Origin of the sequence: Xanthomonas albilineans, assembly GCF_002939705.1 — a bacterium.
Taxonomy (GTDB): Bacteria; Pseudomonadota; Gammaproteobacteria; order Xanthomonadales; family Xanthomonadaceae; genus Xanthomonas_A; species Xanthomonas_A albilineans.
In genome coordinates this window covers 99,857-125,952 of record NZ_MDCB01000010.1, presented here as the reverse complement: position 1 = coordinate 125,952, position 26,096 = coordinate 99,857, and the positions used below count along the sequence as shown (strand labels likewise).

The window sequence follows — 26,096 nt, the reverse complement described above, 5'->3', positions numbered from 1 at the left end:
CCATGGCCACCGAAAACGCTGAAATCCTGGAACGGCTGGGACGTCGCTACGACGCCGGCTTTGTCACCGACATCGAATCCGACGCGTTCCTGCCCGGCCTCAACGAAGACGTTGTGCGCGCCCTGTCCGCGAAAAAAGACGAGCCGGCGTGGATGACCGAATGGCGCCTGGCAGCGTACCGGCACTGGTTGAAAATGCCGATGCCGCATTGGGCCAAGCTCGACATCGCCCCGATCGACTTCCAGGCGCTGAGCTACTACTCCGCGCCGAAAGGCCCCAAGTACGCCTCGCTGGACGAGGTGCCGAAGGAATTGCTGGACACCTACGACAAACTCGGCGTGCCGCTGCACGAACGCGCCCGGCTGGCCGGAGTGGCGGTGGACGCGGTCTTCGACTCGGTCTCGGTCGGCACCACCTTCCGCAAGGAACTGGCCGAAAAGGGCGTGATCTTCTGCTCGATGTCCGAGGCGATCAAGGAACACCCGGAGCTGGTGAAGCAGTATCTGGGCAGCGTGGTGCCGGTCGGCGACAACTTCTTCGCCGCGCTCAATTCGGCGGTGTTTTCCGATGGCAGCTTCGTCTTCATCCCCAAAGGGGTGCGCTGCCCGATGGAACTGAGCACCTACTTCCGCATCAATGCCGGCCATACCGGCCAGTTCGAGCGCACCCTCATCGTGTGCGAGGACAAGGCGTATGTGTCCTATCTGGAAGGCTGCACCGCACCGATGCGCGACGAAAACCAATTGCATGCGGCAGTGGTCGAGCTGGTCGCGCTTGAGGATGCGGAAATCAAATATTCCACCGTACAGAACTGGTACCCGGGCGACGAGGAAGGCCGCGGCGGCATCTATAATTTTGTCACCAAACGCGGCGAATGCCGTGGCGCGCGTAGCAAGATCGCCTGGACTCAGGTCGAAACCGGCTCGGCGATCACCTGGAAATACCCATCGTGCGTCCTGCTCGGCGACGACTCGGTCGGCGAGTTCCACTCGGTGGCGCTGACTCACCACCGCCAGCAGGCCGACACCGGCACCAAGATGATCCACGTCGGCAAGCGCACCAAGAGCAAGATCGTCAGCAAGGGCATCAGCGCCGGCCACGGGCAGAACACCTACCGCGGCCTGGTCAAGGTGGAGCGTAGCGCCGAGGGCGCACGCAACTACACCCAGTGCGATTCGTTGCTGATCGGCAAACGCTGCGGCGCACATACCTTCCCGTACATCGAGGTCAAGCACCCGACCGCGACGGTAGAGCACGAGGCAACCACCTCTAAGATCAGCGACGACCAACTGTTTTATTGCCGCGCCCGCGGCATCGATCAGGAGAATGCGGTATCGATGATCGTCGACGGCTTCTGCAAGCAGGTGTTCCGCGAACTGCCGATGGAGTTCGCGGTGGAAGCGAAAAAGCTGCTGGAAGTCTCGCTGGAAGGGTCGGTCGGATGAGAACGCTGCTCGCTCTGGCGCTACTGGTCAGCGTCGCCGCGCCCGCCCGGGCCGACAACGTCGGCTGCGATCCCGCAGGCGCACAGGCACAGCTCGACGCCTGCGCCGCACAGGATCTGCGCAAGGCCGATGCCAAACTGAATACGGTTTACCGGCAGATCATGGCCAAGCTGGTCAAACAACCGCTGGCGCTGGACAAGCTCAAGACTGCGCAACGGCTGTGGGTGCAACTGCGCGATGCCGACCTGGAAGCGCGCTATCCGGCCGGCAACCATCGGAGTCCACAGATGCTGTACGGCTCGATGTACCCGACGCTATACGCCAGCGCCAAAGCCGAACTGACCGCTGCGCGCACCGCCTATCTGCGCGCCACTTTCCTGGAGCGCCGCGAAGGCGACCTCTGAGTCGCACCGCGCCCCTTCTCCCAATTCGACAAGACGAACATCGCCATGCTCAAGATCGACAACCTCCACGCCCGCATCGGCGGCAACGACATCCTCAAAGGCCTGTCGCTGGACGTGCAGCCCGGCCAGGTACACGCCATCATGGGCCCCAACGGCGCCGGCAAGTCCACCCTGGGCAACGTCCTGGCCGGCCGCGACGGCTACGAGGTAAGCCAGGGCAGTGTGCGCTTCGACGGCGCCGACCTGCTCGCGCTGGAGCCGGAAACACGCGCCGCCGCCGGCCTGTTCCTGGCCTTCCAGTACCCGGTGGAAATCCCCGGCGTCAACAACACCTATTTTCTGCGCGCCGCGCTCAATGCCCAACGCAAGGCGCGCGGCGAGGCCGAACTGGATTCGATGCAATTCCTCAAACTGGTCCGGCAGAAGCTGGCCGTGCTGCATCTGAAGGACGAACTGCTGCATCGCGGTGTCAACGAAGGCTTCTCCGGCGGCGAGAAGAAGCGCAACGAAATCTTCCAACTGGCGGTACTGGAACCGAAACTGGCGATTCTCGACGAGACCGACAGTGGCCTGGACATCGACGCACTCAAGACCGTCGCCGCCGGCGTCAACGCACTACGCTCGCCCGAGCGTGCATTTGTGGTCATCACCCACTACCAGCGCCTGCTCGATTACATCAAGCCGGACGTGGTGCACGTGCTGGCCGACGGGCGCATCGTGCAGACCGGCGGCCCCGAGCTGGCGCTGGAACTGGAAGCGCACGGTTATGCCTGGCTGAAGGAGCGCGTGGCGCCCGAGGCGGCACTGCGATGAGCACCCTGCTCGACTCCCTGGCCGCGGCATTCCACGGCGACAGCGTGCGTCGCGTACCGCTGGAGCAAGCACTGCGCGATGGCCTGCCCGGTCCGCGCAGCGAGGCATGGAAATACACCTCGCTGCGGGCGCTGGAGCGGCGTCGCTTCGTCCCGGCAGCAGACGCCACAGCGGACGTGAACGCCGCCGTGATCGCCAGCATTCCGGCGCCACGGCTGGTCTTCGTCAACGGCCGCGCAAGCGATGCGCTGTCGGAGCTGAGCGGCCTGCCCTGCGGTGTGGCACTGCAACGCCTGTCGGCGCTGCTGCGCGGTGGCGAGGATGCGATGCGCTTCCTTGGCCGGCGCTTCGAGCGCGTCGACGAGGTATTCGCCCGGCTCAACGCCGCGCTCGCCGACGAAGGTTGCGTGTTGCGCGTGGATGCGGGCGTGCGTGTGGAAACGCCATTGCACCTGGTGTTCCTCTCCACTGCGGCGGCGGCCGATCTCGCCTGGCACCACCGCCATCTGATCGAACTAGGTCAGAACGCCTCGCTATCGCTCGTGGAACATCACCTGCATCTCGAAGACGCACCGCACCTGAGCAACAGCCTCGCCCACATCCACCTGGCTGCCGGCGCGCAACTGATACATGCACGGGTGCAGGAGGACGCGCCCGGCATCACCGCGCTGCTGCGCACCGACGCGGTGCTGGCACGCGAGGCGCAGTACCAACGCGTGGACCTGGAACTGGGCGGCGCGCTGGTACGGCACGAACTCAACGTCCGCCTGGAAGGCGACAACGCACGACTGAGCGCCAACGGTGTACTGCTCGGCAACGGCCGGCGTCAACTCGACACCCGACTGGGCATCGAGCACATCGCCCGCGACACTGCCTGCGAACTGCTCTGGCGGGGCATTGCCACCGCGCGCAGCCGGGTCGCATTCCACGGTGGCATCCACATCCGCCAGGGCGCCGACGGCAGCGATGCCCAGCTATCGAACAAGAACCTGCTGTTGTCCACCGATGCCGAGATCGATACCCAACCGGTGCTGGTGATCGATGCCGACGAGGTCAAGGCTGCACACGGTGCCACCGTCGGTCAACTCGACGCCAACGCACTGTTTTACCTGCGCTCGCGTGGATTGCCGCAAGAACGCGCGCAGCAACTGCTGACCGCCGCGTTCTGCCGCGAACCACTGCGGCTGCTACCGACGACATTGGGCGAATTACTGGCGACACACTTGGAACGCGCGCTCAGTGACGCAGACGTGACATGAACGGTACCGCTACGCACATCACGCCAGCGCAGGCACCGGACTGGGACAAGGTCCGCAGCGACTTCCCATTGCTGCAGCGCAACGTCCATGGCAAGCCGCTGGTGTATTTCGATAACGCCAATACCGGGCAGAAACCGCTGCCGGTCATCGCCGCAACGGACACGTTCTATCGTCGTCACAACGCCAACGTCAGCCGTGCAGTGCACGCGCTCGGCAGCGAGGCCACCGAAGCCTACGAGGGCGCGCGGTCCAAGTTGGCCCGCTTCCTCAACGTGCGCGCCGACGAACTGGTGTTATGCAGCGGCGCCACCTTTGCGTTGAATCTGGTGGCGTATTCGTGGGCGCTGCCGCGCCTGCAGGCCGGCGACAGCATCCTGGTGTCGCGCATGGAACACCATGCCAACATTGTTCCCTGGCAACTGGTCGCACAACGCACAGGCGCCACGCTCAAAGTCGCCGAGATCACCGCCGAAGGCGCACTCGACCTGGACGCACTGCGCGCGGCCATGACCGGCGAGGTGAAACTGTTGGCCCTGACCCACGTCTCCAACGTGCTGGGCACCGTCAACCCGGTTGGCGAAATTTGCCGCGAAGCGCGCAAGCGTGGCATCGTCAGCGTCATCGATGGTTCGCAGGCGGCACCGCATCGACCGCTAGACGTGGCCGCGATCGGTTGCGACTTCTATGCAATTACCGGACACAAGATGTGCGGCCCCACCGGTACCGGCGCACTGTGGGCACGCCGCGAACATCTACACGCGATGCCACCGTTCCTCGGCGGCGGCGAGATGATCAAGGAAGTCAGTTTTGACGGCACCGTGTTCAACGACCCACCGCACAAACTCGAGGCCGGCACACCGAACATTGCCGGCTTCGTCGGCCTCGGTGCGGCGGTGGATTACTTGCAGACACTAGGATTGCAGCATGTAGAAGCGCGCGAAGCCGAGTTGCTCGCGCACTTGACCGAAGAATTGCAGCAGATCGACGACCTTCGCCTGATCGGTACCGCGCCGGGCAAAGCGGCGGTGGTCTCGTTCCTGATCGAAGGCGCACATGCCCACGACCTGGCCACCCTGCTCGACCTGGAAGGCGTGGCAGTCCGTTCTGGCCAACACTGCGCACACCCGCTGCTACAGTTCTACGGTGTCGCCGCCACCTGCCGTGCTTCCATGGCGTTCTACAACACGCATGCGGAGATCGAACGCTTCGTGATCGCGTTGCGGAAAGTGCGAACACTGCTTGGGTGAAGCCAAGACGGATGAAGTTGAAAGACCAAAGCAAAAAGCACCTCGCCGTTGGACAAGCGAATAGCACAACCGGGCCCTGCGGCGTTGCCGCACCGCTTCCCGCATTGCAGCCTTACGACATAATCGCCCCATGCACGACCTCGCCTTCCGCAATGCCAGCCTCGACGATCTAGACGCCATCACCGCTCTGGTCACATCGGCCTATCGTGGCGACAGCAGCCGTCGCGGCTGGACCACCGAAGCCGATTTACTCGACGGCCCGCGCATCGACCGCGACCTGCTGCGCGCCGACATCCTGCGTCCACGCAGCACGGTGTTACTCGCCGAACACGAAGGTGCGCCGATCGCCTGCGCACACATCGCCGCCGCCGACAATGTCGGCTACTTCGGCATGTTCGCAGTGCAACCGCAGGCGCAAGGCCACGGGCTGGGTAAAGCCGTCCTGGCCGAAGCCGAGCGCATCGCCTGGAAGACGTGGCGAGCGCCCATCATACGCATGAGCGTGATCGACGTGCGCGACGAATTGATCGCGTTCTACCAACGCCGCGGCTACCGTCGCACCGGGATCAAACAGCCGTTCCCCTACGGCGATGCACGCTTCGGCCTACCCAAGCGCGATGACCTGCGTTTTGAAGTACTGGAAAAGCCGCTGGAGGGTGCAGCATGAGCGAGACTTGGACCTTCGTCTGTGCCGACGGCGAACTACTGCCCAGCGAAATGAAAACGGTGTGGGACGAAGTGACCGCCACACCGATCGTCGTGTTCAATTTCGATGGACACTTCTATGCGCTGGAAGATCGCTGCAGCCACGAAGACTACGAACTCTCACCAGGCACCTTCGACGGCGCCACGGGCAGCATCGAATGCGTGCTGCATGGCGCGCGTTTCGATGTGCGCGATGGCCGCGCGCTATGCGCCCCGGCTTACGGCCCGGTCACAAAGTTTCCAGTGAAATTCCAGCACGGCGGCGTGTGGACCCGCGACGATCGTGGCTGAGCGTTGACTCGGCGCTTTACCCCAGATCAGGCCCAGCGCATCCGTGCGCACCGGCGCCCGCGGTCAACGCATCGGCGCCGACCGCATCGCAAAGATGGAGATATTGTTGACCCAGGACTTCAGTCCGGAGCAGATCACCGGTGGCATCGGCGATTGGGTGCTGGATAGCAGCCGCTCATCGGCGCATTGCCGCTGCATTGCAGACGATGTTTACTTCGCTGATCCATATTGTGCTTGGTAGCGAGTCAACAACGAGAACGTCATCAGATTGACCCGCCAATAACTGCAACGCACACCGCTTTCAGCACCATTATCGATACACATATGCGATTAATCGAGCAAAGACTGTGCAATCGTCCGCACAAGAGACTCGGATTCAAAACGCATCTGGAAATTTTCCCCGAGCTTCCTAGACAGCATTGCGAATCGGATTTTAATCCGCCGAAATGACGCCAATGGTCATCGCGTAAATCGGCCCAACCATATCCGCACAACGCCGACGACATACCCACCTTCATACTTCACCTGAATATATCCCATACCCACGGATATAACGTATTAATGCGCACCCGAACATCGACGCCGTTAGCACACACAGCAACTCAAGCGCAATCACTTACACATGCGATGAATATCGTAAAACCCAGATGCATTCGCGCGCGGAGATGACAAGAGTGGAATGCGATACGCCCCCGCACCATGCAAACCAATCTCGGTCAATTCTTCGGAAATCACTTGCATCAGCGCTCCAAAATTGCGCAATTTTTCGCCTGGAATCGCTTTCAATAGCAATATACACGCACAAAGTGCGCGATTGCGCAACCCATCATCACACATGAAAACGCGCGCCACTGCCTCGAACAAGGCATGGCGCGCGGACAAGCTTCTTGACGGCATCGATTAACGTGGCGCTTAGTCCACTCCGCATGCAAGATATCAGCGCCCATGCCACAACCTGCGCTTTACGGGATCGATAGCGCGACGCAGAACCCCACGATGGCGCGGCGAAAGCACATTAGCGCGCACGAAATACGAATTCTTTCGTGCCGCAGCGCAACTGCGCCCACATGCAACGACACTGGTCCTCAATGACCGCGAAATAACCTAACAGCACTATTACAGCACGCAGTGGTGACGTTACCTTCGCCATCAAGCGCAGCTGCAGGAAGAGCGCCTTTTTAAATGGCTTTCCGTTAATCGTTCATCGAATATGACACTGTCTACCACGCATGCCGCAGAGCGCGGTTATGGTGTTGATGAGGTCATGCCTGCCCGCCTAGTGCCTGCACTTGCAGTGCGAGCTTCAGTTCGGGAAACGAAATGCAACACGGCATTCGATCGGACAACAACATCACCGAGCACGCATGCGAAAAATCGCATCGCGCGCGAACGTGGCAGTTTCCGATTGTGCCGCGACCGCACCGTTTCCAGATCCGTGCCGGCATGTTTCTCGGCTCGTGGCGCACATCAGCGTCGCGGCATATGCATCCCATCGCATCACCAAGCACATCCACACTTTGCAGTTATTAATCCATCCCCTTCCCCCCGCAATCGCCAAGGAGCGCCATCAATGGCACATAGCAGTTCCAATGTGTCCAACCCCCATATGAGCCAGACCCTATCCAACGACTCTCACCGTTCGCTCGGTGTCACACCCAGCGTGTTCGAGCGCGACGATCCACTCTCGATCGCGCAATCACTCAAACAATCAGCCGATCAGAATGCACGGCGTCGCACCGGCCCCTATCGATCGGCGATGTCGATGCTCACCTTCTACATCAATCGCACCGGCAATCAGTTGTCGGCGCATCGCCGTAAGATTCTCGAACAAGCCAAGGACGAACTGCGCAGCCTGTATGGGAAACCGCGCAAGGGCAGCGACAGCAACGGCTGAGCCCCTCCCCTCGCAGCGTGATGGACGCCGTTCCACACGCTGCGACACCACACATGCACCGACGTATCGCCGCACTCCAACGCATTTCCACATGATGCGAACATGTCACAGGCACCCGACACTCCGGACGAGGTCCAGCAACCCACCCCCATCGCGGCGAACGACGACGCGGTGCTGCTGTCGCGCATCATTCTGGCGCAAGGCGAGATCGCCGCCGCCGGCGCAGATCCGCTGCAGGTCGTCGACGTGGTAGCACGACGCGCACAGGAGTTGACCCGCTCCACCGGCGCCGTGGTGGAAATGTGCGACAGCAGCGACATGCTGTACTGGTCGGCAAGCGGCATCGCCGAGCCCCATCTGGGCTTGCGCCTGCCCAGCATCGGCAGTTTATCCGGCCTGTGCATGCGCAGTGGTCAGGTGCTGCAATGCGATGATTCGGAAACCGATCCACGCGTGGATCGCAGCGCCTGCCGCAAGATCGGACTGCGGTCGATGCTAGTGGTTCCACTGTGCTACGGCGAACGCGGCATCGGCGTACTCAAGGTGATGTCGCCTTACCGCTTCGCCTATACCGCACAGGATGTACGCACGCTGGAGATGCTGGCGACGCTGGTCGGCGCGACGCTGGCGCTGGCGATGGACCGCGCGGCGCTGCAAACCGATATCGAGCGCCGTCAGAATGCCGAGAAACACGCGTTTCGCGAAAAAGCGGCGATCGCCACGCGCATTCGCGAGACGGTCGCCAACGCACGTCTGCAGATCGTCACCCAACCGATCTTGGCGCTACCGTCGCAACGCATCGTCGGAGTGGAGGCGCTGTCGCGGTTTCCATCCAATCTCGCTCTGCCGCCACTGCGCTGGTTCGACGACGCGACTCGGGTCGGGCTGGCACTGGAACTGGAGTTGACCGCGGCAAGGCAGGCGCTGGAGTTGCTGGCACAGTTACCGGCGCCGCTGTACCTGGCGATCAACGTGTCCACGCAAACACTGCTGCATCCGCAACTGCAGGAGGTGTTGCATGGCCACGATCTGTCGCGGCTTGTCCTGGAGATCACCGAACAACTGCAGGCGCCGGATTATCCGCGCCTGTCCGAGCAAATCGGCACACTGCAACGCCAGGGCCTGCGTATTGCCCTGGACGATGCCGGCACCGGCTTCGCCAGCCTGCGCCATCTGCTGCATCTGGCACCGGACATCATCAAGCTGGACCTGACCCTGACCCGTGGCATCGATGCCGAGCCCCGACGTCAACGGCTCGCAATGGCGATCCTGTCCTTCGCCGCCGAAACCGCCGCCGACGTGATCATCGAGGGCATCGAGACCGAAAGCGAATTGATCACCCTGCAGGCGCTGGGCGCACGCTACGGACAGGGTTACCACCTGGCACATCCGGGTCCACTGTCGGCGCATCTGGCGCGCTATCCAACGATCGACGATGACGCACTGAACTGAGCTGCGATCAGACCGCCTGCAGCCGCTACGCGGCGATACGCACGCCGTTCCGACAATGCGCGAGCGCAACGTGATCTTACTCTGGACACCTCCTGCTGCATTCAGGACGAACGCCTGCCTCACAGCGCGCGGCCCATGAAAAAAGCGGGCCGAAGCCCGCTTTTTCTTGGAACCGCAATGGAGGTCGGCGACTTACTCGGCCGACACGCCCTCGCCTTCCTCAACCGCCTTCATCGACAGGCGAATACGGCCCTGCTTGTCGACTTCCAGCACCTTGACCTTGACCACGTCGCCTTCCTTCAGCTTGTCGCCGACCTTCTCCACGCGCTCGCTGGAGATCTGCGAAACGTGGACCAAGCCATCCTTGCCCGGCAGGATGGTGACGAATGCGCCGAAATCCATGATCTTGGCGACCTTGCCTTCGTAGATCCGGCCCGGCTCCACGTCCGAGGTGATCTGCTCGATGCGGGCCTTGGCGGCCTGCGCGGCGATCGCGTTGACCGAGGCGATGACGATGGTGCCGTCATCCTGAATATCGATCTGGGTGCCGGTTTCCTTGGTGATCGCCTGGATGGTCGAACCGCCCTTGCCGATCACTTCGCGGATCTTGTCAGGATGGATCTTGATCGTCAGCAGGCGCGGCGCGTAGTCGCTCAGTTCCGCACGCGGGCTGGTCAGCGCGCTGGCCATCTCGCCGAGAATATGCAGGCGACCCGCCTTGGCCTGCGCCAGGGCCTGTTTCATGATCTCCTCGGTGATGCCTTCGATCTTGATGTCCATCTGCAACGCGGACACGCCTTCGGCAGTACCAGCGACCTTGAAGTCCATGTCGCCCAGGTGATCTTCATCGCCCAGGATGTCCGACAGCACCACAAAGTCGTTGCCTTCCTTGACCAGGCCCATGGCGATACCGGCTACCGGCGCCTTCACCGGCACACCGGCGTCCATCAGCGCCAGCGAGCTGCCGCACACCGAGGCCATCGACGAGGAACCGTTGGATTCGGTGATTTCCGAAACCACGCGAATGGTGTACGGAAACTCTTCCATGCTCGGCATCACCGCCAGCACGCCGCGCTTGGCGAGGCGGCCGTGGCCGATTTCGCGACGCTTGGGCGCACCGAAGCGGCCGCACTCGCCCACCGAGTACGGGGGGAAGTTGTAATGGAACAGGAAGTTTTCCTTGTATTCGCCGGAGACCGCATCGATCACCTGACCGTCGCGGGCGGTGCCCAGCGTGGTGACCACGATCGCCTGCGTCTCGCCACGGGTAAACAGCGCCGATCCATGGGTACGCGGCAACACGCCGGCTTTCACGCTGATCGGACGCACGGTGTCCAGCGCACGACCATCGATACGCACCTTGGTGCTCAGTACCGAACCGCGCATGGTCTGGTATTCCAGCTCACCGAATTCCTTGGCCAGGTCGGCAGCGACCCAGTTCTCGGCGGTGGCGCGCGGCGCCAACTGCGCCAGCACGTCCTTCTTGATCGCGGCAATCGCATCGCGACGCTGCAGCTTGTCGCGCACCTGGAACGCCGCGGCCAGTTGACCGCCGACAGCCTCCTTCAGCGCGGCGATCATGGCCGCGTTCTTGGCCGGGGCGACCCAATCGGACGGCTTGGTGCCGGCTTCGGCGGTCAGTTCGTTGATCGCGTTGATGACCTTCTGCATCTCGCGGTGGCCGAAGGTGACCGCACCCAGCATCACGTCTTCCGACAGCAGCGCGGCCTCGGACTCGACCATCAACACCGCGTTGCTGGTACCGGCCACGACAAGTTCGAGTTGCGAGTCCTTCAGGTCCGACACCGTCGGGTTGAGAATGTATTCGCCATTCTTGTAGCCGACCTTGGCGGCGCCGATCGGCCCATTGAACGGGGTACCCGCGAGCGACAACGCAGCCGACGCGCCGATCAGCGCGGCAATGTCGCCGTCGATATCCGGGTTCATCGACATCACCGTGGCGATGATCTGCACTTCGTTTTTGTAGTCTTCCGGGAACAACGGCCGGATCGGGCGGTCGATCAAACGCGAAATCAGCGTCTCCTTCTCGGTCGCACGGCCCTCGCGCTTGAAGAAGCCACCGGGGATGCGGCCGCCGGCGTAGAACTTCTCCTGATAGTCGACCGTCAGCGGGAAGAAGTCCTGACCTTCGCGCGCGCTCTTGGCGGCGACGGCGGTGACCAGCAGTACGGTGTCGTCCATCTTGACGATGACGGCACCGCCAGCCTGGCGGGCGATCTCGCCGGTTTCGAGGGTGACGGTGTGCTTGCCGTACTGGAAGGTTTTGGTGATTTTTGCCACGGGGGTTCCTTGGAAGATGCTATCTGCAAATGGACCGCGAACGGCCCATGCCGTTGGCGGGTGGCCGGGGGGGTCCGGCCGGTGGCGCGGAGCATTCCCCGGACCACGGTACTACCCAAAACAAAACCGCGGCGCATCGCTGCGCCGCGGTCGGGTTTGGTTGACTCAGCGGCGCAGGCCGAGCTTCTCGATCAGCGCCTTATAGCGCTCGCCATCCTTCTTCTTCAGGTAGTCGAGCAGACTGCGGCGGCGGTTGACCATCTGCAGCAAGCCACGACGGCTGTGGTGGTCCTTCTTGTGGGTCTTGAAGTGGCCGGTCAGCAGCTCGATGCGCGCGGTCAACAGCGCGACCTGGACTTCCGGCGAACCGGTATCGGCGGCGCCGCGCTTGTTTTCTTCGATGACTTTCTGGGTGTCGATGGACATGATGCGTTTTCTCTTGAGATGCGGGGCCGGCAGGAACGTGCGGAAGACGCACCACCTGGCTCGCCGATTGCGAAGGATTGCGCCGAAGCGCGGTGTGCCTGGAAAGGCTGCGGAATTGTACCGGCCCCGGCTTTTCCGAACAAGACGTTAAGACAGCGTCATGACAGCTCGCCCCGTGACGTATCGGATTGGATCACAGATTAAACATCCGCTGCGGCGCCAACAGTCCACCGGCATCGACTTGACCCAATCCCAGCGGCTCGCCCTCAGCGTCGAACACCGCCGCCAGACCCGGCGTCCACGATGCATCGCGCAGGCGCTGCCCCATTCGAAACCGCTGCGCCGCAGCGCCATCCAGCCGCAGCGGCGGAAAATCCGCCAGACCGGCCGCCAGCGGCAATAGCAGCGCGTCCAAAGCGGCAGGATCCTGCGCGGCAAGTTGCTGCAACCGCTCCAGGGGGACCATCTGCGGCGTGCGGAACGGCTCCACCCACAAACGCCGCAGCGCGGCAATGTGTGCGCCGCAGCCCAGCGTCTCGCCCAGGTCGCGGGCCAAGCTGCGGATGTAGGTGCCGGAGCCGCATACCACATGCAATCGCAGGCGCTCGCCGACATGGGCGAGTACCTCGATGGCCTGTACCTCGACCTCGCGTTCCGGTGCCTCGATGGTTTCGCCGCGGCGCGCCTTCGCGTACAGCGGCTCACCACCCTGTTTGAGCGCCGAATAGATCGGCGCACGCTGACGGATGCGTCCGCGCAGCGGCGCCAGTGCCGCCCGCAGCGTGGCCGCGTCGAGCGGCGGCAGCGGACGGGTGCGCAACACCGCACCATCGGCATCGTCGCTGTCTGTCGTCACCCCGAGCACGATCTCGGCCTCATACGCCTTGGCCGAGCCGAGCAACAACCCGGCCAGCTTGGTCGCCTCGCCGAAGCACAGCGGCAGCAGGCCGGTGGCAAGCGGATCCAGGCTGCCGGTGTGACCACCTTTCTCCGCGCGGAACAGGCGTCGCGCCGCCTGTAGCGCCGCGTTGGAACTCATGCCGGCAGGCTTATCCAGCAGCACGATGCCGTCGAGACGGCGGAAGGCAATGCGCGGCAATCGAGGGCCGATGAGGGGCATGATGACGGGACTCGGGACTCGGGATCCGAGGACCCCGGAAAGCAGAAACTACGGCACCGGATGCGCGCGGCAGGGCAACGATGCGCGAGGCGTGTCTCTCAGCGCATAAGGACAATCCGCGCGGCTGCACAGCATGCCGCATGTAGCGGTGACGCCCTCAGTGCTTGGGGGAATCCGGCGCGTCGGTGGGGTCACTGCCTTCGGCCTCGACGCCGGATTGAAGTTCGGGCATATCGCGCAGCAAGGTGTCGATTCGCTCGCCGCGATCGACCGAATCGTCGTAATGAAAATGCAATTCGGGGACGTGGCGCAACTTCATCGCCCTCGCCAACTCGGTACGCAGTTGCGGGGCAAGTTCTTTCAGCCCCTTGACCGCCTCGCCCGAGCGTTCCGGCATCAACGCGGTGACGAACACCTTGGCATGGGCCATGTCCCGGGTGACTTCGACATCGGAGACGCTGACCGACGGCAGGCCATGATCGCGCACGGCCGCATGCACGATCGTGCCGAGATCGCGGCGGATCTGCGCGGCAACGCGGTCGGTGCGGCGGAAGGATTTGGTGGGCATGGGTCCGGAATCTCGTTATTCGGGACCCGTGACCCGGGATCGGGAACCCGGAAAAGCAAAAGCCGTTGCACTTGGCTCTCGCGTTTCCCGGACCCCGGGTCCCAGGCCCCGGGCCCCTGCTTTCAAAGCGTGCGCTGCACTTCGATGCGCTCGAAGCACTCGATCTGGTCGCCGGCCTTGACGTCGTTGTAGGCCTTCACGCCGATACCGCACTCGGTACCGTTGCGAACCTCCTCGACGTTCTCCTTGAAGCGCCGCAACGATTCCAGTTCGCCCTCGAACACCACGGTGTTATCGCGCAGCACACGGATCGGCTTGTTGCGCTTGACCACGCCCTCCACCACCATGCAACCGGCGACCGCGCCGAACTTGGAACTGCGGAACACATCGCGTACCTGCGCGATACCGATGATTTCTTCGCGGATCTCCACGCCCAGCAGACCCGATGCCACCTGCTTCACCTGGTCGATCACGTCGTAGATGATCGAGAAGTAGCGCAGGTCGATGCCGTTGGTCTCGATGATGCGCCGCGCCGAAGCATCGGCGCGCACGTTGAAACCGATCACCGTGGCTTTGGAAGCCAACGCCGAATTCGCATCGGATTCGGTGATGCCGCCCACGCCGGAGTGAATCACGTTGATGCGGATCCGCTCGTTGGACAGTGCGGTCAGCGACTGTTTCAGTGCCTCCACCGACCCCTGCACATCGGCCTTGATCACCAGGTTCAACGACAACTGGCCCTCGCCCTTGCCGAGCTGGGACATGATGTCTTCCATGCGACTGCCCGCCGAGGACACCAAGCGCGATTCACGACGCTTGGTCTCACGCTGCTGCGCCACGTCCTTGGCCAGACGCTCGTCGTCGACGACCACGAAATCGTCGCCCGCATCCGGCACACCGGACAAACCCAGCACCTGTACCGGAATCGACGGACCGGCTTCGCTCGGCTGCCGGCCGGTTTCGTCGAACAACGCGCGCACACGACCGTATTGCACGCCGCACACCAAGTAATCACCCTTCTTCAGCGCGCCCTGCTGCACCAGCACCGTCGCCACCGGGCCACGGCCCTTGTCCAGCGAAGACTCGATCACCACGCCGCTGGCGCGGCCTTCTGCCACCGCGCGCAGTTCCAACACTTCGGCCTGCAACGAAATCGCATCCAGCAGCGTGTCGATACCCTGACCGGTCTTGGCCGAGAGTTCAACGAACTGGGTGTCGCCACCGAATTCCTCGGCCACCACGTCCTGCGCCAACAGTTCGTTCTTGACCCGCAGCGGATCGGCCGCGGATTTGTCGATCTTGTTGACCGCCACGATCAACGGCACGCGAGCCGCTTTGGCGTGCTTGACGGCCTCGATCGTCTGCGGCATCACGCCGTCGTCGGCCGCGACCACCAGTACCACAATATCGGTGAGCTTGGCGCCGCGCGCGCGCATCGAGGTGAACGCGGCGTGGCCCGGAGTATCCAGGAAGCTGATGACGCCACGGCCGGTCTCGACGTGATACGCACCGATGTGCTGCGTAATGCCACCGGCTTCGCCGGTCGCGACCTTGGTGCGGCGGATGTAGTCCAGCAGGGAGGTCTTGCCGTGGTCGACGTGGCCCATGATGGTGACCACCGGCGGCCGCGGCCGCTTTTCGCCCTGATCATCCTCGGTGTGCGCCAACAGCGCGTCCTCGGCATCGGCACTGCCGGCACGCAGCGGCTTGTGGCCGAGTTCTTCGGTGACCAGCGCCGCGGTGTCGTGATCTATCGTCTGGGTGATGGTGGCCATCACGCCCATCTTGAACAACGCCTTGACCACATCGCCGCCCTTCAGCGCCAGCTTCTGCGCTAGATCGGCCACGGTAATGGTGTCGCCGATCGCCACCTCGCGCACCACCGGTGCGGTCGGACGCTCGAAGCCGTGCGAGCCCCCACCGCTGCGCGACGGTTCGCCCTGACGGCGTCCACCGGCATTGCCACCGCGCGGCTTGCTACGGACGTTGGAACGGCGCGCACGATCAGCCGCAGACAAGTGCAGCTGACCAGCGAAACGACTGGTGCTGTCGTCGTCCTCGACCCCGGCCACCATCACATGCGAACCGCGGGTCTTATGCTTATGCCCGGCAGTCCGGTCATCGCCACGCGGGGCGGATGGCTTCGGCGAATGATGCGGCGCAGGCGCCGGACGCGGCGTAGCGGCCGGACGCGGCGCGCGCGGGGCGGCAACGGTGCTCGGCGCAATGGCTGGCGTGGACGCCGCCACTTCCTCGATGTCGGCTTCCTGCTCGGCTTGAGCGGCCTTGCGCTCGGCTTCGGCACGTTCGAGCACGTCCTGCTCGGCCTTGCGCTTACGATCCAGTTCGTCGGCACGCGCACGATCCTGCTCGGCCAGACGCTGTTGCTCGGCCAGATTGCGCTGTTTGGATTCCTCCAACTTGCGCAGGATCTCGGCGCGTTCGTCGTCCACCCGTCCACCCGATGCGGCAACGCCCACCCGACCGGCCGCCAGATCCTCGGCCGACTTCACGTAGGTACGCTTCTGCCGGACCTCGACATTGACCGTGGTCTTGCTGCGCCCGGCGCTGACCGTCACTTCCTGCAGCTTGCGGCGGTTCAGGGTGATCTTCTTCGGCGCCGCCTGGGCCTCTTCCTCGACCGGCTTATCGGTCTTGCCGTGGGTACGGCGCAGGAAGCCCAGCAGCTTCATCTTTTCGGTACTGGTAACGACCTGGTCAGGCCCGCTGAATTTCATCCCGGCCTCGGCCAGTTGAACCAGCAGTTTTTCGACCGGCGTATTCACCAGTTCGGCCAACTTACGGATGGTGGTTTGCTGCGACATTCGGATCCTATGATCTGGTTGGCGCCCCCTCGACGCGTGCGAAGGTAGCGCGGATTCTAAGCCCTGATCGGGTCAGGGCGGTGGTCATCGCTGACTCATTCGCCGCGCTCCAAACGGGCGATCTCCTCGGCGCGAGCAGCCAGGATCAGCACCGCGGCGCGCTCGTGATCCATGTCCTCGATACCGAACTCGAGGATTTCGTCGGCCGCCAGATCCGACAGATCCTCGCTGGTGCGCACACCATGGCCAGCCAGCGCATAGGCGGTGGCTTCGTCCATGCCCGGCAACGACAGCAGATCGGCCGCCGGCACGCCACCGTCGTCGCTCTCTTCGGCGGCCAGCGCCTCGTTGAGCAGCGCATCGCGCGCGCGCGCGCGCAGTTCCTCGACGATGTCCTCGTCGAAGCCTTCCACCGCCAGCAGCTCGCCGACCGGCACGTAGGCGATTTCCTCGACCGAGTTGAAGCCTTCGGCGACCAGGATCGCGGCGATTTCCTCGTCCACTTCCAGTTTGTCCATGAACAACTGGCGGGCGACGGCCTGTTCGGCCTCGGACTTGGCCGCGACCTGCTCGGCAGTCATCACGTTGAGCTGCCACCCGGTCAAGCGGCTTGCCAGACGCACGTTCTGGCCGCCTTTGCCGATCGCCTGAGCCAAGCGATCTTCCGCCACCGCCAGGTCCATCGAGTGTTTCTCTTCGTCGACGATGATCGACTGCACCTCGGCCGGCGCCATCGCATTGATGACGAAGTTGGCCGGGTTGTCGTTCCACAGCACGATGTCCACACGCTCGCCGTTGAGCTCGTTGGAGACCGCCTGCACACGCGAACCGCGCATGCCGATGCAGGCGCCGATCGGATCGGTGCGGGTGTCGTGGGCGAGCACCGCGATCTTGGCGCGGTCGCCCGGATCGCGTGCGCACGCCTTGATCTCGACCAGGCCCTGACCCACTTCCGGCACTTCCAGCTTGAACAGCTCGATCATGAACTCCGGCGCGGCGCGACTAATGAACAGCTGCGGGCCACGCGGCTCCGAACGCACTTCGGCCAGGTAGCCGCGCACGCGGTCGCCAGCGCGCAATACGTCGCGCGGAATGCCCTTGTCCTTGGGAATGAACGCCTCGGCATTGCCGCCCAAGTCCACGTAGATGTTGCCGCGCTCGGCACGCTTGACCACACCTGTGACCAGTTCGCCGACACGATCTTTCCAGGCATCCACCACCTGTTGGCGCTCGGCCTCGCGCACGCGCTGCACAATCACCTGCTTGGCGGCCTGTGCAGCGATACGACCGAAATCCGGGTTCTCGATCTGCTCTTCGATGTAGTCGCCGACATCCACGCCTTCGGCTTCGTCGACCGCATCCATCAGACGGATCTGCCGATCCGGCGATTCCATCACCACATCGTCAGCCACCACTTCCCAGCGACGAAAGGTCTCGTAGCTGCCTTCCTTGTGATCGATGGTGACACGCGTCAGCACGTCCTGATCGGGGTAGCGTTTTTTCGCCGCCGAGGCCAGCGCAGCCTCGATCGCATCGAAGATCACCTCGCGTGGCACGCCCTTCTCGTTAGCGACCGCATCGACTACCAGCAACAGTTCCTTACTCATTCTTTCGCTCCGCGCGCAGCCGTATCGGCCGCCGGTTCGTTGGATGGTTTCTTATTGGATTTTGCGTTTTTGCCGGCAGGCTTTGGCCCCTTGCCCGGCTTGGTCGGCGCTAGGCCCAGTGCTGCCCAGTCGGGCAGAATCCGCGCCTTATCGATATTGTCGAAATCCACCGTCAGCTCGGCGCCGTCGACCTCGAACACGATCCGACCGGCGTCCAGCTCGACCTGGACGATACGCCCCTGCAGACGCCTGCGACCCTGCTGCGGCAGTTTCAGCACCACTTTCACCGATTCGTCGCGATGGCGCGCAAACTGCTCGGCGGTGAACAACGGGCGATCCACACCCGGCGAGGACACTTCCAGCGTGTAATTGCCGCTGATGGGATCCTCCACGTCCAGTTGCGCCGACACTTCGCGGCTGACCCGTTCGCAGTCGTCGATGTTGACCATGCGCTCGGGCTGTTCGCCCAACGGCACGTCGATATACAAGCGCAACGTGGCACCACCGGACGCTGGCAGATACTCCGCGCCCAGCAACTCCAGACCCAATGCATCCACGGTCGGACCCAGCAAATTCGCGATTTCGTTTGCTTTGTCGCTCACAGACTGCCTTGCATCAGAATGAAAAAGAATCGGTTTAACGCAGTTCCCACTCCCCGGAAACGACAAAGGGCCCGCTGGGCCCCTTGTCCGGTAAGACTCCGGTCACGCTGGATTCCGGTTGCGACGACGGGAACATACGTCATCGCGAAGCCCAAACTTATCTCTTACAAACAACCGTTGTGCTGATTGTTGCAGAAAACAAATATGGTAGCGGGGGCAGGATTTGAACCTGCGACCTTCGGGTTATGAGCCCGACGAGCTGCCAGACTGCTCCACCCCGCAGCAGAAGCGGAATTATGAAGACTTAGCGACGCACTTGCAAGCCCTGATCGCATTTTGATGTGACCTAGATTCCAGCCGACCGCAGGGCACATACCAAACACCTGCGCTCGCAGGCGAAACAGCGCTCACATCGCCGTATGCGTAAAACGACAACGCCGCCTTTCGGCGGCGGCGTCGCGAACAGTTTTGAAAACCGGGGCCGCTGCCCTCTCAAGCCAAATGCGCAAAGGCGCGCTGGCACCATGCCATCAACGGGCTCCACGCCATACCGAACGCCAACAAGCCCAGCGCATTGACGCACAGCGCAACCCCCAGCACACGGTCGTCGTTGGCCGGCAACGGCGCGCCGACCGGCTCGTCGAAATACATCACCTTGATCACGCGCAGGTAGTAGAACGCGCCGATCACCGCGCACAGCACCGACAGCACGGCCAAGCCAGTCCACCACAGGGTTTGGTCGGGCACCGCGACCACCGCGCCCAGCACAGCCATTTTGGCCCAGAAACCCAGGAATGGCGGCACACCGGCCAACGAGACCATGATGCACAGCACCAGCAACGCCATCCACGGGTTACGCGCGTTCAAGCCCTTGAAATCGTCGATCTGCTCAGCCTCGAAGCCCTTGCGCGACATCGCGATGATCGCGCCGAACGCCGCAGTGGACATCACCGCATAACAAATCGCGTAGAACAGCCCCGCGGCATAACCACGCTCGCCACCACCGGCCACACCCAGCAGCAAGAAACCGATATGCGACACCGTGGAGTAGGCCAGCATACGCTTGAGGTTGCTCTGCGCCACCGCCATCAAATTGCCGACCACCAGCGACAACGCCGCCAGGCCACCAATCACCCAGTGCCATTGCGTTGACAGCGGACCGACGCCCACTTCCAGCAAACGGTAAGCCATACCGAACGCCGCGACTTTCGAGGCGGAACTGATGAACAGCGCGACCGGCGCGGGCGCGCCTTGGTACACATCGGGCAACCACATGTGGAAGGGTGCGGCACCGAGCTTGAAGGCAATGCCGGCGATCAGGAACACCGTACCGGTGAGCAGCAAAGTGCGCTCGTGACCGCTGCCGATCGCGTCATGGATGGCACTCAAACTCAACGTACCGGTCGCACCGTAGATCAGCGACATACCGTAGAGCAGCAGGCCGGAGGCCAGCGAACCGAGCACGATGTACTTCATCGCCGCTTCGGCGGCCATGCCGTTGTCGCGACTGGAGGCGACCAGCGCATAGGAACACAGCGCCAGCAACTCCAGTCCCAGGTAGACCATCAGCAGGCTACCGGCCGAGACCAGGATCATCATGCCGACCGTGGCGAACAGCACCAACACCGGGATCTCGCCCTGGTAAAGCTTGCGCTCGCGCAGGTAGCTCCAACCGTAGATCAAGGTCAGCGTACTGAGACCGACGATCACCGTCTTCATCACATCGGCAGCGGCATCGCGCACGAACATACCGTTGAATACCGTGCCCTGCCCGCCAACGCCGGCCAGCAACATGGCGAACACCGCAAGCAGGATCGCCACCGAGACGATGTGGGTCCAGGCCTTGTTACGCTCACTGATGAACAGATCGAGCATCAGCAGGGCGAAAGCACCGGCCGTCAACGCCAACTCAGGGAGCAAGGGCGGCAGGTCAACGGTAGTCAGGGGCAGCAGCGCAGGGGTGGTCATCATCAAGTCTCTGGAATCAATACGCTCGACAGCCGCTTACAACTTGCTGGTGGCAATCTGCGCCGCCAGCTTCGCGATCGAGGGCTCCATCAGGTCGGTCAACGGCTTCGGATACAGGCCAAGGGCGAGCACGCCGAGCGCAAACACGCCCAGCACCAGCGCCTCGCGGCCATTGATGTCCTTCAACTCGGCCACGTGTGCGTTGGCAACCTCGCCAAAGAACACGCGGCGATACAGCCACAGGGTGTAGGCAGCGGTGATCACCAGCGTGGTCGCAGCCCCAAAGGCCAGCAGCGGATGCGTCTGGAAGCTGGCCATGATCACCATGAACTCGCCGACGAAACCGCTGGTGCCGGGCAGGCCCGCGTTGGCCATGAAGAACAGCATGGCGAAGGTGGCGAACCACGGCATCACGTTGACCACGCCGCCGTAGTCGGCGATGCGACGACTGTGCATGCGGTCGTACAGCACACCGACGCAGGAGAACATCGCGCCGGACACGAAACCGTGCGAGATCATCTGCACCATCGCGCCTTGCAAGCCCAACCGCGCGGCATCCACGCTCCCGAACCCGACCAGGGCGAAGGCGACGAACGCGCCCAGGGTGACGAAGCCCATGTGCGCAATCGACGAATACGCGATCAGCTTCTTCATGTCGTCCTGAACCAATGCGACCAAACCGACATAGACCACCGCGATCAACGACAGCGCGATCACCAGCCACGCCCACTCGTTGCTGGCGTCGGGCAGGATCGGCAGATTGAAGCGTAGGAACCCGTAACCGCCGATCTTCAGCGCGATCGCCGCCAGGATCACCGAACCGGCGGTCGGCGCCTCGACGTGCGCGTCCGGCAACCAGGTGTGCACCGGGAACATCGGCACCTTCACCGCGAAGGCGATCAGGAAGGCAAAGAACAGCCAAGTCTGCTCCTTGGCCGTCAATGACAGATGATACAGGTCGGCGAGCTGGAAGCTGCCGCCCTTCAGGTACAGGTAGATCAACCCGACCAGCATCAGCACAGAGCCGAGGAAGGTGTAGAGGAAGAACTTGACCGCCGCATAGATGCGACGCGGGCCGCCCCAGATGCCGATGATCAGGAACATCGGGATCAGCATCGCCTCGAAGAACACGTAGAACAGCATCGCATCGGTGGCAGAGAAGATACCGACGGTGACGCCTTCCAGGATCAGGAATGCGGCCACGTACTGGTTGACCCGCTTGTCGATCGAAGTCCAGGCACCGATCAGCGCCAGCACCGTCACCAGCGTGGTCAGCACGATCAACGCCACCGCGATGCCGTCGGCGCCGAGGTTGTAGCCGATGTTGTAGGCCGGGATCCAGGCGTGGGTCTCGACGAACTGCAACGCATCGCTGGCGTAATCAAAGCCGGTGAGCAGCGGAACGCTGAGCGCGAAGGTCAGCAACGCCACCAGCAGCGACGCCCAACGCGCCGCGTGCGCATCACGCAAGGCGAGGATCAGCGCGCCGCCGACGATCGGCAGCCAGATCAAAAGAGAGAGTAGAGGCCAGTTCGACACGTGATCTTATTCCGTACAGGTCAACGCCAGAAATGCATCAGCACGCCCAACAGGGCAATGAGACCGATGATCATCGCGAAGGCATAGTGATAGAGGAACCCGGACTGCGTGCGGCGCAGCAGATTGGCCGCCAGGTCGACCACGCGCGCGGCGCCGTTGACCATGACGCCGTCCACGAGATGGGTATCGACCGCGCGCGACAGCTTGCCCAGGCGCAGGCCGCCACCGGCGAAACCGCCGATCCAGAGCTTGTCGAAGCCGTATTTGTTCTCAAGGATCCGCACCGGCAACGCAAAGCTCTTGCGCGCCTTTGCCGCCAGCTCGGGCTTCCACAGGTACAGGCCCCAAGCCAGGAAGAAACCGGCCACGGTCAACCAGAACGGAGGCTGGGCCAGCCCCGCCAATGCGGACGCGACCGGCCCATGAAACTCCTCGGCCAGCGCGCCGATGGTGTCGCGCGCCGGATCATAAAAATCGACAATGCCGGTGAAAAAGCTGACCGTCTGGCCCTGGATCGCCTCCACGGCCGGATGCCCCGCCCAGTCGGTGCCGTACAGCATGGGGCCGATGGTGAAGAAACCGATCGCGATCGACGGGATCGCCAGCAATACCAGCGGCAGCGTCACCACCCACGGCGACTCGTGCGGCTCATGTGCGCCGTGATGACCATGCCCATGATCGTCGTGCGCATCGTGTGCATGTGCATCATGCGCGCTGCCGTGATGCGCGTGATCGTCGTGTGCCGCATGCGCGTCGCGGAAACGCTCCTGGCCGTGAAAGGTCAGGAATAGCAGGCGGAAGCTGTAGAAGCTGGTGATCAACACGCCACCGAGCACGGCCCAGTAACCGTAGCTGGCGATGCTCCAGAACGCAGCGCCCTCGGCATGATGCTTGGCGGCTTCGATGATCGTGTCCTTGGAGTAAAAACCGGCGAAGAACGGCGTGCCGACCAAGGCCAGGGTGCCGATCACGCTGGTCCAGTAGGTGATCGGCATGTATTTGCGCAGGCCACCCATTTTGCGCATGTCCTGTTCGTGGTGCATACCGATAATCACCGAGCCGGCAGCCAGGAACAGCAGGGCCTTGAAGAAGGCATGGGTCATCAGGTGGAACACCGCCGCCGAATACGCCGACACACCCAGCGCCACGGTCATGTAACCCAGTTGCGACAGCGTCGAATAAGCGACCACGCGCTTGATGTCGTTCTGCACGATACCGATCAGACCGGTGAAGAACGCCGTGGTGGCGCCGATGCACAACACGAAGTTCAACGCGGTCTGCGACAATTCGAACAGCGGCGACATCCGCGCCACCATGAAGATGCCGGCGGTCACCATAGTCGCGGCGTGGATCAGCGCCGAAATCGGCGTCGGGCCTTCCATCGAGTCAGGCAACCACACGTGCAATGGCACCTGCGCCGACTTGCCCATCGCGCCGATGAACAGGCAGATGCAAATGATGGTGGCCACGTTCCATGGGTGGCCCTGCAACAGTTGCACATTGGCCATGCCACCAGCAGCATCGCTGCCGAGCACGGCGGTGGCATTGGCGAACACGGTGGCGTAGTCCAGCGTACCGAACCACAGCAGCACGCCGGCAATGCCGAGGATGAAGCCGAAGTCGCCGACGCGGTTGACCAGGAACGCCTTCATATTGGCGAACACCGCGGTCGGGCGCTTGAACCAGAAGCCGATCAACAGGTACGAAACCAGACCCACCGCTTCCCAGCCGAAGAACAGCTGCAGGAAGTTGTTGCTCATCACCAGGCTCAACATCGAGAAGGTGAACAAGGAGATGTAGCTGAAGAAACGCTGGTAACCCGGATCGTCGGCCATGTAGCCGATGGTGTAGACGTGCACCAGCAACGACACAAAGGTCACCACTACCATCATCATCGCGGTCAGGCGGTCGACCATGAAGCCGACATGCGCCGAATAGTGGCCCACCTCGAAGAAGGTGTAGAGGTTCTGATTGAACGGCGCGGCGCCCTGCCCGACCAGCTGATACAACGTCCAGCACGACAGCGCGCAGCTGATCGCCACGCCGAGGATGGTCGCAACCTGGGCACCCTTGCGGCCGACCTGACGGCCGAACAGGCCGGCGACGATGCTGCCCACGAGCGGTGCGAGCACCACTGCGATCAACAAACTCTTGGAGAGAGTGATATCCATCTGCGGGTCAGCCCTTCAACGAATCGACTTCGGCCACGTTGATCGTGTGGCGGGTACGGAACAGCGTCACCAGGATCGCGAGGCCGATGGCGGCTTCGGCCGCGGCCACGGTCAAGATGAAGAACACGAACAACTGGCCGGCGGCGTCGCCGAGTTCGCGCGAAAACGCGACGAAGTTGATATTGACCGACAACAGCATCAATTCGATCGACATCAGCAGCACGATGACGTTCTTGCGATTGAGGAAGATGCCGGCCAGGCTGATGCAGAACAACACCGCGCCAAGCGCCAGCAGATGGCCTAGGGAGATCATGGCTGGCCCTCCTGCGATGCCGGTGCCGGGGTGTGGAGCGTGGGCTTCTCCGCGTCCATCTTGACCATGCGCAGACGATCGCCGGCCTTGACGCGGGATTGCTCGCCCGGGTTCTGGGTCTTGATACCAGTGCGCTTGCGCAGGGTCAGCATCACCGCCGCGACCACCGCCACGGTCAGGATGATGGCCGCGAACTCGAACGGCAGCAGGAACTGGGTGAACAATGTCTTGGCCAGCCAAGCGATGTTCGAGGTATCAGCCGCCTGCGCCGCGGCGTTATCGGCCGGGAACGGCGCCACAGTGCGCGCCTTGACCCCGATCAGGGTGACCATCTGCACCAGCATCGCCACCGCCACCACCAACCCGACCGGCAGGTAGCGCACCCACCCCTCGCGCAGGCGGACGCTATCGATGTCGAGCATCATCACCACGAACAGGAACAGCACCATCACCGCGCCGACATAGACCAGCACCAGGGTCACGCCGAGGAACTCGGCGCCCACCAGCAGCCACACGCAGGCGATGGAGAAGAAGGTCAGGATCAGACACAACACTGCGTACACGGGGTTGCGCACGCTGATCACCGCGCCGGCGGCAACCGCGGCGATGGTGGCGAAGATCCAGAAAGCGATATTGACCCAATCCATGTCGGAACCTCAGCGGAAGGGAGCGTCGGCGGCGCGGCGCTCGGCGATCTCGGCCTCAAGCCGGTCTCCGATCGCCAGCAACTGCGGCTTGGTGACGATGTTCTCGCCGCGCTTTTCGAAGTGGTATTCCAGCACCTGGGTTTCCACGATCGAATCCACCGGGCAGCTTTCCTCGCAGAAACCGCAGTAGATGCACTTGAACAGATCGATATCGTAGCGGGTGGTGCGGCGGGTGCCGTCCTCGCGCTTGGTCGAGTCGATGGTGATCGCCAGCGCCGGACACACCGCTTCACACAGCTTGCAGGCGATACAGCGCTCCTCGCCGTTGGGATAGCGACGCAGCGCGTGCAGGCCGCGGAAGCGCGGCGATTGCGGGAACTTTTCCATCGGGTACAGCACGGTGTACTTGGGACGGAAGGTGTACTTCAAGGTCAGCCACAGGCCGCCGAGCAATTCCAGCAGCAACAGACTCTTGAAGTAATGGGTGATTTTATTCATC

23 protein-coding genes, 1 tRNA gene and 1 pseudogene are annotated in these 26,096 nt (G+C 62.9%); 10 read left to right on the top strand and 15 right to left on the bottom strand.

Annotation, left to right across the window (positions count from 1 at the left end):
* Positions 1-2: 2 nt before the first annotated feature.
* The 8 genes and pseudogenes from sufB to XalbCFBP2523_RS17155 form a co-directional block, all read left to right on the top strand.
* Positions 3-1,445 (top strand): Fe-S cluster assembly protein SufB, encoded by a 1,443-nt coding sequence (sufB, locus tag XalbCFBP2523_RS10555; RefSeq protein WP_012915554.1) that lies wholly within the window; start codon positions 3-5, stop codon positions 1,443-1,445.
* A complete protein-coding gene (locus tag XalbCFBP2523_RS10550) occupies positions 1,442-1,849 on the top strand; it encodes a lysozyme inhibitor LprI family protein (RefSeq protein ID WP_045765506.1) in 408 nt (135 codons plus the stop codon). The genes sufB and XalbCFBP2523_RS10550 overlap by 4 nt, the downstream gene beginning before the upstream one ends.
* Positions 1,850-1,894: 45 nt before the next feature.
* The gene (gene sufC / locus XalbCFBP2523_RS10545) at positions 1,895-2,662 is read left to right on the top strand and encodes a Fe-S cluster assembly ATPase SufC (RefSeq protein ID WP_045765505.1); all 768 of its coding nucleotides are present in this window, start codon (positions 1,895-1,897) and stop codon (positions 2,660-2,662) included.
* On the top strand, positions 2,659-3,921 hold the full coding sequence (gene sufD / locus XalbCFBP2523_RS10540; RefSeq protein WP_045765504.1) for a Fe-S cluster assembly protein SufD: 1,263 nt from the start codon (positions 2,659-2,661) through the stop codon (positions 3,919-3,921). Before sufC ends, sufD begins: the two co-directional genes overlap by 4 nt.
* Positions 3,918-5,168, top strand: a complete 1,251-nt coding sequence (locus tag XalbCFBP2523_RS10535) for a cysteine desulfurase (RefSeq protein ID WP_045765503.1) — start codon at positions 3,918-3,920, stop codon at positions 5,166-5,168. The genes sufD and XalbCFBP2523_RS10535 overlap by 4 nt, the downstream gene beginning before the upstream one ends.
* 130 nt (positions 5,169-5,298) lie before the next feature.
* Positions 5,299-5,835, top strand: a complete 537-nt coding sequence (locus XalbCFBP2523_RS10530; RefSeq protein ID WP_045765502.1) for a GNAT family N-acetyltransferase — start codon at positions 5,299-5,301, stop codon at positions 5,833-5,835.
* Positions 5,832-6,164 (top strand): non-heme iron oxygenase ferredoxin subunit, encoded by a 333-nt coding sequence (locus XalbCFBP2523_RS10525; RefSeq protein WP_012915548.1) that lies wholly within the window; start codon positions 5,832-5,834, stop codon positions 6,162-6,164. Before XalbCFBP2523_RS10530 ends, XalbCFBP2523_RS10525 begins: the two co-directional genes overlap by 4 nt.
* A 170-nt stretch (positions 6,165-6,334) precedes the next feature.
* Positions 6,335-6,614 (top strand): annotated as a pseudogene (locus XalbCFBP2523_RS17155) (hypothetical protein); the annotation flags it as partial.
* A gap of 162 nt (positions 6,615-6,776) precedes the next feature.
* Here the strand turns inward: XalbCFBP2523_RS17155 and XalbCFBP2523_RS16375 are convergent.
* A complete protein-coding gene (locus XalbCFBP2523_RS16375) occupies positions 6,777-7,046 on the bottom strand; it encodes a hypothetical protein (protein WP_146084071.1) in 270 nt (89 codons plus the stop codon).
* A gap of 724 nt (positions 7,047-7,770) precedes the next feature.
* Here XalbCFBP2523_RS16375 and XalbCFBP2523_RS10515 point away from each other — a divergent pair.
* Positions 7,771-8,058 (top strand): DUF3175 domain-containing protein, encoded by a 288-nt coding sequence (locus XalbCFBP2523_RS10515; protein WP_230598051.1) that lies wholly within the window; start codon positions 7,771-7,773, stop codon positions 8,056-8,058.
* A gap of 102 nt (positions 8,059-8,160) precedes the next feature.
* The gene (locus XalbCFBP2523_RS10510) at positions 8,161-9,510 is read left to right on the top strand and encodes a sensor domain-containing phosphodiesterase (RefSeq protein ID WP_045765500.1); all 1,350 of its coding nucleotides are present in this window, start codon (positions 8,161-8,163) and stop codon (positions 9,508-9,510) included.
* A 192-nt stretch (positions 9,511-9,702) separates the two neighbouring features.
* On the opposite strand, the gene pnp is transcribed toward XalbCFBP2523_RS10510, so the two are convergent.
* The 14 genes from pnp to nuoI form a co-directional block, all read right to left on the bottom strand.
* A complete protein-coding gene (gene pnp / locus XalbCFBP2523_RS10505; protein WP_045765499.1) occupies positions 9,703-11,811 on the bottom strand; it encodes a polyribonucleotide nucleotidyltransferase in 2,109 nt (702 codons plus the stop codon).
* 165 nt (positions 11,812-11,976) lie between these two features.
* Entirely contained in the window at positions 11,977-12,237 is a 261-nt protein-coding gene (gene rpsO / locus XalbCFBP2523_RS10500; RefSeq protein WP_003467392.1) for a 30S ribosomal protein S15, read from the bottom strand.
* A 193-nt stretch (positions 12,238-12,430) separates the two neighbouring features.
* The gene (gene truB, locus XalbCFBP2523_RS10495) at positions 12,431-13,357 is read right to left on the bottom strand and encodes a tRNA pseudouridine(55) synthase TruB (protein WP_045765498.1); all 927 of its coding nucleotides are present in this window, start codon (positions 13,355-13,357) and stop codon (positions 12,431-12,433) included.
* Between the two features lie 157 nt (positions 13,358-13,514).
* On the bottom strand, positions 13,515-13,925 hold the full coding sequence (gene rbfA, locus XalbCFBP2523_RS10490; protein ID WP_045760539.1) for a 30S ribosome-binding factor RbfA: 411 nt from the start codon (positions 13,923-13,925) through the stop codon (positions 13,515-13,517).
* Between the two features lie 122 nt (positions 13,926-14,047).
* Positions 14,048-16,750, bottom strand: coding sequence for a translation initiation factor IF-2 (infB, locus tag XalbCFBP2523_RS10485; RefSeq protein ID WP_045765497.1), 2,703 nt, complete (start codon positions 16,748-16,750; stop codon positions 14,048-14,050).
* 95 nt (positions 16,751-16,845) lie between these two features.
* Positions 16,846-18,357, bottom strand: a complete 1,512-nt coding sequence (gene nusA, locus XalbCFBP2523_RS10480) for a transcription termination factor NusA (protein ID WP_012915539.1) — start codon at positions 18,355-18,357, stop codon at positions 16,846-16,848.
* Positions 18,354-18,959: a ribosome maturation factor RimP gene (gene rimP, locus XalbCFBP2523_RS10475; protein ID WP_045760537.1), complete on the bottom strand. Its 606-nt coding sequence runs from the start codon at positions 18,957-18,959 to the stop codon at positions 18,354-18,356. The genes nusA and rimP overlap by 4 nt, the downstream gene beginning before the upstream one ends.
* A 205-nt stretch (positions 18,960-19,164) precedes the next feature.
* Positions 19,165-19,241, bottom strand: a tRNA-Met gene (locus tag XalbCFBP2523_RS10470).
* Positions 19,242-19,451: 210 nt separating this feature from the next.
* Complete coding sequence (gene nuoN / locus XalbCFBP2523_RS10465) at positions 19,452-20,927, bottom strand: NADH-quinone oxidoreductase subunit NuoN (RefSeq protein WP_045766667.1); 1,476 nt, start codon at positions 20,925-20,927, stop codon at positions 19,452-19,454.
* A 36-nt stretch (positions 20,928-20,963) separates the two neighbouring features.
* Positions 20,964-22,466: an NADH-quinone oxidoreductase subunit M gene (locus XalbCFBP2523_RS10460; RefSeq protein ID WP_012915536.1), complete on the bottom strand. Its 1,503-nt coding sequence runs from the start codon at positions 22,464-22,466 to the stop codon at positions 20,964-20,966.
* A gap of 20 nt (positions 22,467-22,486) precedes the next feature.
* Positions 22,487-24,637 carry an NADH-quinone oxidoreductase subunit L gene (nuoL, locus tag XalbCFBP2523_RS10455; RefSeq protein ID WP_045765496.1) on the bottom strand — a complete coding sequence of 717 codons (2,151 nt, stop codon included), beginning with the start codon at positions 24,635-24,637 and terminating at the stop codon, positions 22,487-22,489.
* A 7-nt stretch (positions 24,638-24,644) separates the two neighbouring features.
* Positions 24,645-24,950: an NADH-quinone oxidoreductase subunit NuoK gene (nuoK, locus tag XalbCFBP2523_RS10450; protein WP_012915534.1), complete on the bottom strand. Its 306-nt coding sequence runs from the start codon at positions 24,948-24,950 to the stop codon at positions 24,645-24,647.
* A complete protein-coding gene (locus tag XalbCFBP2523_RS10445) occupies positions 24,947-25,597 on the bottom strand; it encodes an NADH-quinone oxidoreductase subunit J (protein ID WP_045765495.1) in 651 nt (216 codons plus the stop codon). The genes nuoK and XalbCFBP2523_RS10445 overlap by 4 nt, the downstream gene beginning before the upstream one ends.
* A 9-nt stretch (positions 25,598-25,606) precedes the next feature.
* Positions 25,607-26,095, bottom strand: coding sequence for an NADH-quinone oxidoreductase subunit NuoI (gene nuoI, locus XalbCFBP2523_RS10440; protein WP_012915532.1), 489 nt, complete (start codon positions 26,093-26,095; stop codon positions 25,607-25,609).
* Between the last annotated feature and the right edge of the window lies 1 nt (position 26,096).

What these genes read in the sequence shown, in the direction of transcription:
- sufB (WP_012915554.1), top strand. Translation starts at nt 3, where the DNA reads ATGGCCACCGAAAACGCTGAAATCCTGGAACGGCTGGGACGTCGCTAC.
- XalbCFBP2523_RS10550 (WP_045765506.1), top strand. Translation starts at nt 1,442, where the DNA reads ATGAGAACGCTGCTCGCTCTGGCGCTACTGGTCAGCGTCGCCGCGCCC.
- sufC (WP_045765505.1), top strand. Translation starts at nt 1,895, where the DNA reads ATGCTCAAGATCGACAACCTCCACGCCCGCATCGGCGGCAACGACATC.
- sufD (WP_045765504.1), top strand. Translation starts at nt 2,659, where the DNA reads ATGAGCACCCTGCTCGACTCCCTGGCCGCGGCATTCCACGGCGACAGC.
- XalbCFBP2523_RS10535 (WP_045765503.1), top strand. Translation starts at nt 3,918, where the DNA reads ATGAACGGTACCGCTACGCACATCACGCCAGCGCAGGCACCGGACTGG.
- XalbCFBP2523_RS10530 (WP_045765502.1), top strand. Translation starts at nt 5,299, where the DNA reads ATGCACGACCTCGCCTTCCGCAATGCCAGCCTCGACGATCTAGACGCC.
- XalbCFBP2523_RS10525 (WP_012915548.1), top strand. Translation starts at nt 5,832, where the DNA reads ATGAGCGAGACTTGGACCTTCGTCTGTGCCGACGGCGAACTACTGCCC.
- XalbCFBP2523_RS10515 (WP_230598051.1), top strand. Translation starts at nt 7,771, where the DNA reads ATGAGCCAGACCCTATCCAACGACTCTCACCGTTCGCTCGGTGTCACA.
- XalbCFBP2523_RS10510 (WP_045765500.1), top strand. Translation starts at nt 8,161, where the DNA reads ATGTCACAGGCACCCGACACTCCGGACGAGGTCCAGCAACCCACCCCC.
- rpsO (WP_003467392.1), bottom strand. Translation starts at nt 12,237, where the DNA reads ATGTCCATCGACACCCAGAAAGTCATCGAAGAAAACAAGCGCGGCGCC.
- truB (WP_045765498.1), bottom strand. Translation starts at nt 13,357, where the DNA reads ATGCCCCTCATCGGCCCTCGATTGCCGCGCATTGCCTTCCGCCGTCTC.
- rbfA (WP_045760539.1), bottom strand. Translation starts at nt 13,925, where the DNA reads ATGCCCACCAAATCCTTCCGCCGCACCGACCGCGTTGCCGCGCAGATC.
- infB (WP_045765497.1), bottom strand. Translation starts at nt 16,750, where the DNA reads ATGTCGCAGCAAACCACCATCCGTAAGTTGGCCGAACTGGTGAATACG.
- nusA (WP_012915539.1), bottom strand. Translation starts at nt 18,357, where the DNA reads ATGAGTAAGGAACTGTTGCTGGTAGTCGATGCGGTCGCTAACGAGAAG.
- nuoN (WP_045766667.1), bottom strand. Translation starts at nt 20,927, where the DNA reads ATGACCACCCCTGCGCTGCTGCCCCTGACTACCGTTGACCTGCCGCCC.
- nuoL (WP_045765496.1), bottom strand. Translation starts at nt 24,637, where the DNA reads ATGGATATCACTCTCTCCAAGAGTTTGTTGATCGCAGTGGTGCTCGCA.
- nuoK (WP_012915534.1), bottom strand. Translation starts at nt 24,950, where the DNA reads ATGATCTCCCTAGGCCATCTGCTGGCGCTTGGCGCGGTGTTGTTCTGC.
- XalbCFBP2523_RS10445 (WP_045765495.1), bottom strand. Translation starts at nt 25,597, where the DNA reads ATGGATTGGGTCAATATCGCTTTCTGGATCTTCGCCACCATCGCCGCG.
- nuoI (WP_012915532.1), bottom strand. Translation starts at nt 26,095, where the DNA reads ATGAATAAAATCACCCATTACTTCAAGAGTCTGTTGCTGCTGGAATTG.